General features: G+C 69.1%; 13 protein-coding genes and 1 pseudogene. 5 read left to right on the forward strand and 9 right to left on the reverse strand.

The window, feature by feature from the left end:
* Positions 1-78: 78 nt before the first annotated feature.
* Positions 79-261: a 50S ribosomal protein L30 gene (gene rpmD, locus A5711_RS22970; RefSeq protein WP_067754267.1), complete on the forward strand. Its 183-nt coding sequence runs from the start codon at positions 79-81 to the stop codon at positions 259-261.
* Positions 258-698 (forward strand): 50S ribosomal protein L15, encoded by a 441-nt coding sequence (gene rplO / locus A5711_RS22975; protein ID WP_067950619.1) that lies wholly within the window; start codon positions 258-260, stop codon positions 696-698. The genes rpmD and rplO overlap by 4 nt, the downstream gene beginning before the upstream one ends.
* On the opposite strand, the gene A5711_RS22980 is transcribed toward rplO, so the two are convergent.
* A complete protein-coding gene (locus tag A5711_RS22980; protein WP_067950622.1) occupies positions 699-1,625 on the reverse strand; it encodes an LLM class flavin-dependent oxidoreductase in 927 nt (308 codons plus the stop codon).
* Positions 1,626-1,664: 39 nt separating this feature from the next.
* On the opposite strand from A5711_RS22980, the gene sppA reads away from it, so the two are divergent.
* Positions 1,665-3,437 (forward strand): signal peptide peptidase SppA, encoded by a 1,773-nt coding sequence (sppA, locus tag A5711_RS22985; RefSeq protein ID WP_067950624.1) that lies wholly within the window; start codon positions 1,665-1,667, stop codon positions 3,435-3,437.
* Between the two features lie 3 nt (positions 3,438-3,440).
* Here the strand turns inward: sppA and A5711_RS22990 are convergent, their stop codons facing one another.
* Genes A5711_RS22990 through A5711_RS23000 form a run of 3 tightly spaced genes read right to left on the reverse strand, consistent with a single transcriptional unit; the run spans position 3,441 to position 6,253 of the window.
* Positions 3,441-4,355 carry a class I SAM-dependent methyltransferase gene (locus A5711_RS22990; RefSeq protein WP_067950626.1) on the reverse strand — a complete coding sequence of 305 codons (915 nt, stop codon included), beginning with the start codon at positions 4,353-4,355 and terminating at the stop codon, positions 3,441-3,443.
* A gap of 22 nt (positions 4,356-4,377) precedes the next feature.
* Positions 4,378-5,292, reverse strand: a complete 915-nt coding sequence (locus tag A5711_RS22995; RefSeq protein ID WP_067950628.1) for a class I SAM-dependent methyltransferase — start codon at positions 5,290-5,292, stop codon at positions 4,378-4,380.
* A gap of 10 nt (positions 5,293-5,302) precedes the next feature.
* Positions 5,303-6,253: a class I SAM-dependent methyltransferase gene (locus A5711_RS23000; RefSeq protein ID WP_067950630.1), complete on the reverse strand. Its 951-nt coding sequence runs from the start codon at positions 6,251-6,253 to the stop codon at positions 5,303-5,305.
* Positions 6,254-6,351: 98 nt separating this feature from the next.
* On the opposite strand from A5711_RS23000, the pseudogene A5711_RS27050 reads away from it, so the two are divergent.
* Positions 6,352-6,497 (forward strand): annotated as a pseudogene (locus A5711_RS27050) (oxidoreductase); the annotation flags it as partial.
* Here the strand turns inward: A5711_RS27050 and A5711_RS23005 are convergent.
* The gene (locus A5711_RS23005) at positions 6,494-7,132 is read right to left on the reverse strand and encodes a class I SAM-dependent methyltransferase (RefSeq protein WP_369829956.1); all 639 of its coding nucleotides are present in this window, start codon (positions 7,130-7,132) and stop codon (positions 6,494-6,496) included. The pseudogene A5711_RS27050 and the gene A5711_RS23005 sit on opposite strands and share 4 nt — an antisense overlap.
* A 74-nt stretch (positions 7,133-7,206) precedes the next feature.
* On the opposite strand from A5711_RS23005, the gene A5711_RS23010 reads away from it, so the two are divergent.
* Positions 7,207-8,061: an AraC family transcriptional regulator gene (locus tag A5711_RS23010; RefSeq protein WP_067950634.1), complete on the forward strand. Its 855-nt coding sequence runs from the start codon at positions 7,207-7,209 to the stop codon at positions 8,059-8,061.
* Between the two features lie 10 nt (positions 8,062-8,071).
* Here A5711_RS23010 and A5711_RS23015 read toward each other — a convergent pair whose 3' ends face one another.
* Genes A5711_RS23015 through A5711_RS23030 form a run of 4 tightly spaced genes read right to left on the reverse strand, consistent with a single transcriptional unit; the run spans position 8,072 to position 11,668 of the window.
* Positions 8,072-9,109, reverse strand: a complete 1,038-nt coding sequence (locus tag A5711_RS23015; protein ID WP_067950636.1) for a dihydrodipicolinate reductase — start codon at positions 9,107-9,109, stop codon at positions 8,072-8,074.
* Between the two features lie 2 nt (positions 9,110-9,111).
* The gene (locus tag A5711_RS23020; RefSeq protein ID WP_067950638.1) at positions 9,112-10,029 is read right to left on the reverse strand and encodes an MBL fold metallo-hydrolase; all 918 of its coding nucleotides are present in this window, start codon (positions 10,027-10,029) and stop codon (positions 9,112-9,114) included.
* Entirely contained in the window at positions 10,029-10,691 is a 663-nt protein-coding gene (locus A5711_RS23025; protein ID WP_156745037.1) for an L-fuculose-phosphate aldolase, read from the reverse strand. The genes A5711_RS23020 and A5711_RS23025 overlap by 1 nt, the downstream gene beginning before the upstream one ends.
* Positions 10,688-11,668 (reverse strand): NAD(P)-dependent oxidoreductase, encoded by a 981-nt coding sequence (locus tag A5711_RS23030; RefSeq protein WP_067950741.1) that lies wholly within the window; start codon positions 11,666-11,668, stop codon positions 10,688-10,690. The genes A5711_RS23025 and A5711_RS23030 overlap by 4 nt, the downstream gene beginning before the upstream one ends.
* Positions 11,669-11,683 lie beyond the last annotated feature (15 nt).

The raw sequence follows: 11,683 nt of genomic DNA on the forward strand, positions 1-11,683 counted from the left end.
CCCGGCCGGAATGCTCAAGGCGCGACGGGAAAGTGAAGCGCTGGCCGCCAGTGCCGCGCGTGAGGGAACGGCACCGCAATGAGCCAACTGAAGATCACCCAGGTGCGCAGCACCATCGGGGCCCGCTGGAAGCAGCGGGAGAGCCTGCGCACCCTGGGCCTGCGACGGATTCGCCATTCGGTGATCCGTGAGGACAACCCACAGACCCGCGGCCTCATCGCGGTGGTCAATCACCTCGTTGAGGTGGAGGAGACACAGTGACCATCAAGCTGCACGATCTGAAGCCCGCGCCCGGGTCCAAGACCGCCCGCACCCGCGTCGGTCGCGGTGAGGGCTCGAAGGGCAAGACCGCCGGCCGCGGCACCAAGGGCACCAAGGCCCGCAAGAACGTGCCGGCCACCTTCGAGGGCGGCCAGATGCCGATTCACATGCGGCTGCCCAAGCTCAAGGGCTTCCGCAACCGGTTCCGCACCGAATACGAGGTCGTCAACGTCGGCGACCTCAACCGGCTGTTCCCCCAGGGCGGCTCCATCGGTGTCGACGAGCTGGTCGCCAAGGGTGCGGTCCGCAAGAACTCGTTGGTCAAGGTCCTCGGCGACGGCAAGCTGACCGTCAAGCTCGAGGTCTCCGCGCACAAGTTCAGCGGCAGCGCGCGGGAGAAGATCACCGCCGCGGGCGGCTCGGTCACCGAGCTCTGATCAGCCAAGCCGCGGAATCACTTCCGCGGCAAGGCGTTCCATCTGCTCGCGGTTCTCTGGAACGTCGACGCCGACCGGATTGAGCAACAGGTACTCGGCGCCGGCGTCGATCACCTCGCGCAGCCCGCGTGCCACGTCGTCGGGTGTGCCCGACACCGGAACGTCTTCGACGCCGGGCATCTTGCCGTAGATCCGCCGCAGGCCGGCCAGCACGCGCTCGCGTGCCCGCGCCGCGTCGTCGTCGACCATCAGGTAGACGCGCTTGCCGATGGTGAAATGGGTTGGGTCCTTTCGTTGTTCGTCGAGTTCGCGGCGCACCACGGTCACCGCCCCGGCGAACGCCTGGGTGGTCGACGAACCGGCGCCCATGAAGGAGTCGCCGTGGCGCACCGCCCTGGCCAGGGCCTTCGGCGCCAGGCCGCCGAACCAGATGGGCGGGTGCGGCCGCTGTACCGGCTTGGGCGCGATCGGCACGTCGTCGACGTCGCGGAACCGGCCATGGAACGTAACCCGGGCTTCGTCTGACCAGGCGGCCTTCATCAGCTTCAGACCCTCGGTGAAATACGAGATGTACGTTTCCTTTTCGACGCCGAACGCGGCGAACCTGCGAAAACCGCCGCCCGTCCCGACGCCGACGTCCAGCCGGCCGTGGCTGAGCCGGTCGACCGCGGTGACGGAAGAGGCCAGCTGCAGCGGATCGTGCAACGACGTCACCAGCACGGCGACGCCCAGACGCAGGCGCTCGGTGCAGGCCGCGCAGTAGGCCAGCAGCTCCAGCGGCGCCAGCAGCGGTGCGTCCCCGATGATCTGCTCGAGCACCCAACCCCCCTCGAACCCGAGCTCCTCGGCCCGAAGCAGGTACGCCCGCAGGCCTTCGGCGTCGAACCGGTCGTAGTCGAATTGGGGGATGGCGATGGAGAACCTCACCCCATCACCGTACGGCGGCGGTGTCGGTACGCTGCAAACATGTTCGCCTTCCTGCCCTCGATGCCCGGGGTCGACGACGTCCGCGCGTTGGCCGTACGAGTCGACACCGCCCGCCACCACGGCGTACCCAATGGCTGTGTCCTCGAGCTCGACCTGCGGTCGGCGCCGCCGGAGGCGACGGGGTTCGACCTGCTCGCGATCCTCACCGGCGGCAGGCCGATGGCGCTGCGCGACGCGGTCGCCGCCATCCACCGCGCGGCCGAGGACCCGCGGGTCGCCGGGCTGATCGCGCGGGTCCAACTTGCGGCCTCACCGCCGGCGGCGGTGCAGGAGCTGCGTGAGGCCATCGCCATGTTCACCGCCGCCAAGCCGTCGCTGGCCTGGGCGGAAACCTACCCGGGCACCCTGTCCTACTACCTGGCCTCGGCGTTCGGCGAGGTCTGGATGCAGCCGTCGGGAAGCGTGGGGCTGATCGGCTTCGCGAGCAACGAAACCTTCCTGCGCGACGCGTTCGACAAGGCGGGGATCGAACCCCAATTCGTCGCGCGCGGCCAATACAAGTCGGCGGCAAACCGTTTCACCGAACACGGCTTCACGACGGCCCACCGCGAGGCCGTCACCCGGATGCTGGAAAGCCTGCAGCAGCAGGCGTGGCAGGCGATCGCCGAATCGCGCAAACTCGACGCCGGCGCGCTCGACGCGCTGGCCGACCGCGCGCCGCTGCTGCGCGACGACGCCGTGTCCGCCGGGCTGCTAGACCGGATCGGATTTCGCGACGAAGCCTACGCCCGCATGGCGGAACTGGTTGGGGTGAAGGATGTTTCGGATGAGACCGACCCGCCGCGGCTGTACCTGGCGCGTTACGCCGGTGCGGCCCGCCCCCGGCTGACTCCGCCCAAGCCGCCGGTGCCCGGCCGCCGGCCCAAGCCGACCCTGGCCGTCATCACCGTCGACGGCATGATCGTCGACGGACGCGGTGGGCCGCAGTTCCTGCCGTTGGGCACTTCGACCGCCGGCGGCGACACCATCGGGGCGGCGCTGCGGGAGGCCGGCGCCGACGACTCGGTGTCCGCGATCGTGCTGCGGGTGAACAGCCCGGGCGGCACCATCACGGCGTCGGAGAGCATCTGGCGCGAGGTGACCCGCGCCCGCAAGCGGGGCAAGCCGGTGGTCGCTTCGATGGGCGCGGTCGCCGCGTCCGGCGGTTACTACGTCTCGATGGGGGCCGACGCGATCGTCGCCAACCCGGCGACGGTCACCGGTTCGATCGGCGTGATCACCGGCAAGCTGGTGATCCGCGATCTGTTGGAGCGGTTGGGGGTCGGGTCGGATACCGTGCGCACCAACGCCAATGCCGACGCCTGGTCGATCGACGCACCGTTCACGCCGGAGCAGCAGGCGCATCGCGAAGCCGAGGCGGACCTGTTCTACGCCGACTTCGTGCAGCGGGTCGCCGAAGCCCGCAACCTGACCGCCGAGGCGGTCGATCGTGTTGCGCAGGGACGGATTTGGACCGGCGCCGACGCGCTGGACCGCGGCCTGGTCGACGAACTCGGCGGGTTCCGCACCGCCGTGCGCCGGGCCAAAGTCCTCGCCGGCCTCGACGAGGACAGCGACGTCCGCATCGTCAGTTATCCGGGCTCGTCGCTGCTGGACATGGTCCGGCCGCGCGCATCGTCGCAACCCGCCGCCGCATCGCTGCCGGACGCACTGGCCGCGCTGCTGGGCCGCACGGTCACCGGTGTCCTGGACAACGTCGAGCACACGCTGAGCGGCGCCAGCGCGCTGTGGCCGGGGCCGTCGCGGTTCTAAGCGCTAAGCGGTGAGCCCGCCGCTGATGAATATGATCTCGCCGAGCGGGTCGTCGTTTTGCGGGGGCGGCGCCTCGATGCCCTGGCGGCGGAACAGTTCCGTGCGGGTGGTGCCCTCGACGTTCCACCGCTTGGACCGCAGATAGTCCAGGACGTGGTTGCGTTCGCCGGCGTAGACCAGCGACGCCATGTCGATGTCCACGCCGTGGTCGCGGAAGGAACCGGACATCTCCCGCACCCGGTCCGCATCGAAATCGACGATGCCGGGCACGAATTCGGTGGCGATCGTGCTCCCGGGCGCGCTGAGCGCGGTGATGTTGTCGAACAACCGGTCCTGGGCGTCCGGCGGCAGGTAGATCAGCAGACCCTCGGCCAGCCACGCCGTCGGCGCCGTCGTATCGAACCCGGCCGCTTTCAGGGCGGCCGGCCAGTCGGCGCGCAGGTCGATCGGCACGGTGCGCCGCGTCGCGGTCGGTTCGGCACCGATGCCGGCCAACGTGCCCGTCTTGAATTCGATGACGCGGGGCTGGTCGATCTCGTAGACCACCGTGCCGTCCGGCCACGGCAGCCGGTAGGCGCGCGCGTCCAACCCCGATGCGAGGATGACCACCTGCCGGATTCCGCCGCCGGTGGCGTTGACGAAGTAGTCGTCGAAATACTTGGTGCGCACGGCCATTCCGTCGACCATCGCCTGCATGCGCACCTGCGACGCGTTCTCGATCGCGTCGAGGTCGAGCTCGCCGTCCATCATCTTGGTGAAAAAATCGACCCCCACCGCGCGCACCAGCGGCTCGGCGAACGGGTCGTGGATCAGGCCGCGGGGATCCTTCGTCGCCATGGCGCGGCCGGCGGCCACCATGGTCGCGGTGGCGCCCACACTGGACGCCAGATCCCACTCGTCGTCGTGAGCGCGTGACATAGGTGAGACCCTAGCCAACCCGCTACGCCAGCGTCGCGGCGACGTAGCTCAGCTCGCCGAAGGTGGCCGACATCTCGTCCTCGGGAAATTCAAAGCCGTTCTGCGCGTACAATTCCCGGGCCGGGTGGGTCTCCACCTGCCAGCCGTGGGTTTTCAGGTAGTCGACGACGACGTTGCGTTCGCCCCGGTAGAAGAGGTCGGCCGCGTTGAGGTTGAAGCCGAAGCGCTGCCACCTTTCGCTGATGCGCTGCAACCTCTCGTCGGAGAAGGCGTTGGGGTCGGGCACGTGTTCGGTCGCCACCCGGCTGCCCGGCGCGCTGAGCGCGGTGATGTTGTCGAACAACCGGTCCTGCGCCTCGGGCGGGAGGTAGGGCAGCAGGCCCTCCGCGCTCCACGCGGTCGGCCGCGTCACGTCAAACCCGCCTTCGCGCAACGCCGCCGGCCAGTCGTCACGCAGGTCGATGGCGATCGCGCGGCGCTCGGCCGTCGGGGCGGCGCCGAGGCCGGCCAGCGTGTCGGTCTTGAACGCGATGACCTGCGGCTGGTCGATCTCGTAGACAACGGTGCCCGCCGGCCACCGCAACCGGTAGGCGCGGGTGTCGAGGCCGGACGCCAGGATCACCGCCTGCCGCACACCATCTTTGGTGGCGCCGGTGAAGAAGTCGTCGAAAAACCGGGTGCGAACGGTGATCTGCTCGGCCCGGGCCTTGCGGTTGAACAGCGGGTCGTCCTCGAAATCGACCTGTCCGTCGACGATGCGGATGAAGGGCTCCAGGCCGACGGCGCGGACCAGCGGTTCGGCCAGCGGGTCGTCGAGCAATGCGTCGGGTCCCTGTGACGCCACCGCGCGGGATGCGGCGACCATGGTGGCCGTCGCTCCCACGCTGGATCCGGGTCCCCAGCTGTCGCCTTCGGTACGTCCCGATTCCACAGTCATGCAAAGGCTCCTATTTCTTGTCCAGTGTGCCGCTTACGTAAAGCATCTCGCCCATGCGGATGTCGTCGTCCTCGAGCGGCGGAAGCCCGTTGGCCGAGAACAGCTCCTGGATGCTGACGCCGTTCAGCGACCAACCGCGCTCGCCGAGGTAGGGGGCGGCCTCGTTGCGTTCCCCGAAGTAGACGAGCCCCGCCATGTCCAGGTCGAAACCGTGCGCACGCCAGCGTTCGGAGATGTGCTGCATGCGTTCCTTCAGCTTGTCCTCGTCCCCGGGCTCGGGGTTGGGTGCGCTCTCGACGGCCAACCGGCTGCCCGGCGCGCTGAGTTCGGTGATGGTGTCCAGCAGGCGATCCTGCGCCTCAGGGGGCAGGTACCCCAGCAGGCCCTCGGCGCTCCACGCGGTCGGCTGGGCCGGGTCGAATCCTGCGGCGCGCAACGCGGCCGGCCAGTCGTCGCGCAGGTCGACGGCCACCACTCGCCGGTCGGCAGTGGGCGCGGCGCCCAGGTCGGCCAGCGTGCGCGACTTGAAGTCGATCACCTGGGGCTGGTCGACCTCGTAGACGACGGTCCCGGCGGGCCACGCCAGCCGGTAGGCGCGGGCGTCCAGCCCCGAGGCCAGGATCACCGCCTGCTTGATGCCGGCACGCGTCGCGTCCAGGAAGAACTCGTCGAAAAACTTCGTGCGCACGGCCATGTTGTCGGCCATCCGGGACATCGCGCCGGCGGATCCGGTCGCGCCGTCGTGCGCGTCGTTCAGCTCGTCCGGGTTCATCTCGCCGGTCGCCAGTCGGGTCAGCAGGTCCACGCCCACGGCCCGGACCAACGGCTCGGCGAACGGGTCGTTGATCAGCGGACGGTCGGCGCGGGTCGCCACGGCGCGGGCGGCGGCGACCATCGTCGCGGTCACCCCGACGCTGGACGCCAGATCCCAGGTGTCGCCCTCGTACCTGGTGGAAGTCATGTTCGCCCCTGTTCAGGAATAGTCAATCTAATATTTAGCTGATATAACAAGCCTCCACCACTGTACGCTTCCGCGAATTCGCGGCAACCTTGACGGATCGGGTGCTGCGCTCCCGGGGCACGCTGGTGCAGGCCGGCGTTCACGCGCCGGGCCGTTGGGAGTGGAGCGATGGCGCGACGCGTTCCTCGCGATCGCCAACCAGGGCGAAAGCGGAGCGGTGAAAGTCGCTACCGACCAGCGTTAGGCGGGGCGGGTGGCGCGGTAGTAGTTCAGTCGCCCGAGAACGCGGTGCGGCGTCGATGCGACCTCGGTGCAGTCGAATCCCGCCGCCGTCAGCAGTCGAGGAATCGCATCCCCGAGATTTCCCGCCGCGTGGGGGTTGCGCCTGACGAGCCGCGCCAGCGGGCCGCGGTCGGCGGTCTCCTCGCCGCCGATGTCGACCAGATGCAGCCTACCGCCGGGGCGCAGGACACGGAAAATCTCTTGAGCCGCAGCGGTTTTCGACTGATCGGCGATATGGTGCAGCATCATCGACGACAGCACTCGGTCGAATTCGCCGTCGGCGTAGGGGAGCCGCTCCGCGTAGCCGTGCTCGAAACGGACGCCGTCCCCTTTGCGTCGCGCCCGATCGAGCGCCCGCGGGTCGGGGTCGCATCCGACCGCCTCCAAGCGGGGATACTCGCGTTTGGCCCGAAGAATCAGATTGCCGGTGCCGCAGCCGATTTCGAGGACGCGATGGCAGTCGGCCAGGTCGGCCTGAGCGATCAGCGCCTGATGGAACCGTTTAACACCAAGCAGGCGTGAGATCAGGTCGTAGCAGGGCAGCAGCGCGTCGTGACCGGCGGCGGGCAAGTAGTCATGTGGATGATGTTTTGTCACGAAATCCATGGTGAATCGATGGAGCTTAGAATAATTGGGTGATTCTCGGGGAAAATTAGACTATTTTCGGTGACATGACGCAACCTGCTCGGATGGTTCGGCGTCGCGCGGGGGTGCCGATCTACGAATACCGCACCGATCCGGACACGCCGCCGGTGTCGGTGGTGAGGTCAGGTCCCGAGGATTTCATCGATCGCGGTCGCCACATTCACGACTTTCCGGCGCTCTGGTACCTGCCCGCGGCCGGACTGGTCTACGTGGCGGCCGCGGGCCGGGTGCTGGAACCCGCACGGCTGGAGCTTCACGACGCCGGAGTGGCGGTGTTCTTCGATCCCGCCGCGCTCGGCGAGGACGCGCGATCGCCGTGGCCGGCGTGGCGGGCGCACCCCCTGCTGTTCCCGTTCCTGCACGGACAGTCCGGCGGAATCCTGCGGCTGGATGTGCCCGCGGACCGACGGGCGGCGTGGGACGCCGCGATCCGGTCGATCGAAACGGAATTGGGTGCGCGGCAGGACGGTTATCGGCAGGCGGTGCTGGCGCACCTGACCCTGTTGTTGATCGACCTCGCGCGCCTGGCCGGCCCGGTGGTCGCCGAGCTGCGGCGCAGCGGTGAACCGCTGCTGGCCGGGGTCTTCGACGTGATCGACCGGCGGCACGCCGAGCCGTTGTCACTGCGCGACGTGGCAGGTGAACTCGGCATCACCCCGGGACACCTGACCACCGTGGTCCGGCGCCGTACCGGACGCACCGTGGGGGAGTGGATCACCGAGCGCCGCATGGCGGAGGCGCGGACGTTGCTCGCCGAAACCGATCTCCCGATCGCCGAGGTCGCCGGGCGGGTCGGGATCGCGGACGCGGGCTATTTCAGCAGGCTGTTCAGCCGGACCCATGGAGTATCGCCACGCGCATGGCGCGGCCGGGCGGCCTGAATGCCGCGACTCAAACGGTGACCGCCCCGTGAGATCCGGTGATGGGCAAGTCGATCGGGGTGATGACGCCCGGTTGCGCGTCGCAGACGAACGGGATGGCGTTGACCGCCGCGACGGCGGTGCTGTCCATCAACACGGTCATCACGTCCTCGCCGGGTTGACCGAATCGGATGGTCGCGTCGACGCGCGGCTGGCCTTCGATCACCACGCTGAAGCCTTTCGGATCGGTCCAGCGCGGGTCGAGCGCGTCGTCGCTCATCGTCCAGCAGATGGCGAGCTCGACGACCGGACGACCGCCGAGATGGCCGCGATAGGTGCGGCGCTGTCCGCCGACGGTGCCGGCGGCGAAGTTCACCCAGCCCAGGTCGAGATCGCGGGTCAACACCGCCGGCTCGACGAACGCGTCCTTGGAGTCGAGCTCGACGCCCAGCATTGTGGCGATCATGTCCAGGGTCTCGAAATAGCCGAGGCCGTAGCGTTGTGTCTCCGGATCGATGTGGGTCACCGGCTCACGGGGTGTTTTGCCGAATCCGAGCACTTTCCACACGTCCCATACGGGATAGGTGGTGCAGTCCAAGGTTTCAACGAGCTTGACGCTGTGGATCTTTCGGCATGCGCCGGTGAGGAAGCCGGCGACGACGTTGATGAAGCCCGGTTCGAATCCGGTGCCCAGGAAGGTCGCCCGTCCCTCCTGCGCCGCCGCTTCGAGCGCGGGGAGTTCGGCCGGGTGATGGGTGCCGGTGAGGAAATCACCCGTCGTGACGACGTTGATGCCGCTGCGCAGCATCCTGGTCACCAGCTCGTAGTCGATGGCGCGGGGCATGTAGCACACGCAATCCGGTCGGAGGTCGATCAGCGCGTCGGCGTCGCCGGTCGCGGCGACGCCGACCGAGGCTTGGCCCGCCAGCTCGCCCGCGTCGCGGCCCACCTTGTCCGAACCGAATGCATGAACGCCCACCACGTCGAAGTCGTCGCGCTCCAGCAGGGCGCCGAGCGCTCGCTTACCGATGTTGCCGGTCGACCATTGGACCACTCGGTAGCGCGCCATGCTCACACCGTATCGATGTCGAGCCAGTGATCGACGTCGAATTGATCGTCGACGGCGCGGATCGTCGCGCCGCCATGGCCGGGGTAGTGCGCGGGTATCACGGCAGCCTTGGCCTGGACCGCCTCGGCGAATATCCTGCGGCGGGTCACCGCGGCGGCCGCCGCGTCGACGTCGAAGGCGCAGGCGTCGCCGGGTCGACGGAGTTGCAGCGGGCTGTGGGTGAGGTCGCCGACGAAGACCGCCGGCTCACCCGCATCCAGCCACAGCACCGAGGAGCCCGGCGTGTGCCCGGGGGCGGGCCGCAGCCGCAGGGACGCACTGATCTGGTAATCGCCGGACCACGGGACGAGCTGGCCCGCCTCGGCGATGGGCGCAACGCTGTCGGCGAACACCAATTGGTCACCGCGCTGCTGGGCCGCTTCCTCTTCGCTGCGCGGCGATCGCCTCGCCGCGGGCCCATCGGGGGCGAAGTGCCGGTAGTCGGCCGCCGGCACCACGTATCGGGCGTTGGGAAAGGTCGGCACCCAGGAATCGTTGTCCAACATGGTGTTCCACCCGACGTGGTCTGAGTGGATGTGGGTGTTGACCACCACGTCGACGGCGGTGCGGTCGACGCCCGCCGATCGCAGGGCGGCCAGGAAGCCGGTGTTCAAATGGTCCAGGGGCGGCATGTGCGGGCGTTGGCGATCGTTGCCGACACCGGTGTCCACGACGACGGTCAACCCGTCCACCTCGATGACCCAGCTCTGGATCGCGATGTGCCACTGATCGGTGGAGGGATCGAAGAAGTCGGGCACCAGCAGGTCGGCGTTGTCTCGCCAGCCCGACGGCGGCGTTTGCGCGAAAAGGCGGGTGTCCAGGTCGAATTGGAGCTCGAGTACCCGCGCGACGGTCGCGTGGCCGAACCGGACCGGGCGCATCAGACGTTCGCGCGCAGGTAGCCGTAGACGCCGGCGAAGTTGCGGTTGACGTCCTCGGGGATGGGCACCGGACCGCCGAGAGCCCTTGCGCCCCAGACGATTTGGGCGGTGCGCTCGACGAGGGCGGTGATGTGCAGCACCTTGTCGGGCCGCGGCCCCACGGCCACCAGTCCGTGGTTGGCGATCAACGCGGCGCCCCGGCCGTCGAGCGCCTTGACGGCGTTGGCGCCGACGTCGGGAGTGCCGGAGGCGGCGTACTCGGTGCAGCGGACGTCGCCGCCGCAGTACACCGCGAACTCGTCGATGCACGCCGGAATCGATTGGTGCGCAATGGCGAACATGGTCGCCCACACCGGGTGGCTGTGAATGACGCTGCCGATGTCGTCGAACGCGCGGTAGCAGGCCAGGTGCAGCTGCATCTCCGAGGACGGCGAGCGGCCATCCGCGGCGTGCAGCACCGCGCCGTCCGGGTCTACGAGCACGAGGTCGTCGAGCTGCATGTCGCGGTAGTCGACCGACGACGGCGTGATGACGATGTTGCCGTCGGAGCGCCGCGCGGAGATGTTGCCCGCGGTTCCCTCGACCAGGCGCCGGCGCAACATGTCCTTGGCCGCGTCCAGCACGGCGGTTTCGGGGTGGGCCACCGATTTCACGGACGTCATGGGCCGAGCACCTCCGGGTTGACGATGTGGGCGGGCGTGCCGCCGGCCAGCAGCGCTTCCAGGTCGTCGGCCACCATCTGCGCCTGCCGAGCCTCAGTGTTCCACGTGGCACCGCCGATGTGGGGCGTCAGCACGACATTGGGCATGCCGACCAGCGGGTGGTCGGTGGGCAGCCACTCGCCGACGAAGTGGTCCAGGCCCGCGGCGGACACCTTGCCGTCGCGCAGCGCGTCGACGAGCGCGTCGGTGTCGTGCAGCTGGGCGCGGGCGGTGTTGAGGAAGACCACGCCGTCGCGCATGGCGGCGAACTGCGGCGCCCCGATCATGCCGACCGTGTCGTCGGTGACGGGCGCATGCAGGGAGATCACGTCGGCCTCGCCCAGCAGCTCGTCCAGGCCGTGCCGGGCGTCGTCGTTGTACGGGTCGTGGGCGATGACCCGCAGGCCCAGCCCGGACAGCCGCCATGCGGTGGCGCGGCCGACCGCGCCGAGACCCACCAGGCCGGCGGTGCGCCCGGCGACCTCCCAGCCGCGGAACCGCTGATAGGGGATGCTGCCGTCGCGAAAGATGTTGCCGCTGCGGACATCCGCGTCGGCGGGCACGAGCTGGCGGGTGGCGGCCAGCAGCAGGGCCACCGTCATCTCGGCGACCGCGTCGGCGTTGCGGCCCGGAGTGTTGAGCACCGGAACCCCGGCCGCGGTGGCCCCCGCGATGTCGACGTTGTTGGGGTCGCCGCGGGTCGAGGCGATCACCCGAAGGCCCAAGTCGAACACCGGCCCGCCCACCGAGTCGCTTTCCACCACAACCACATCGGCGGCCTCCACGGTGATGCGCTCGGCCAGTTGTTCGGCGCTGTAGATCCGCAGGGGGGCCTGCTCGATCCAAGGGTCATAGACCACGTCGGCCAGCTGCTTCAGCTTGGCGAAGCCCGGTCCCCGCAGCGGGGCCGTCACCAACGCGCGCGGTCTTGACGTCACGAACCCCAATGCTGG

This window comes from Mycobacterium sp. E2238, from assembly GCF_001672665.1.
Lineage (GTDB): Bacteria > Actinomycetota > Actinomycetes > Mycobacteriales > Mycobacteriaceae > Mycobacterium.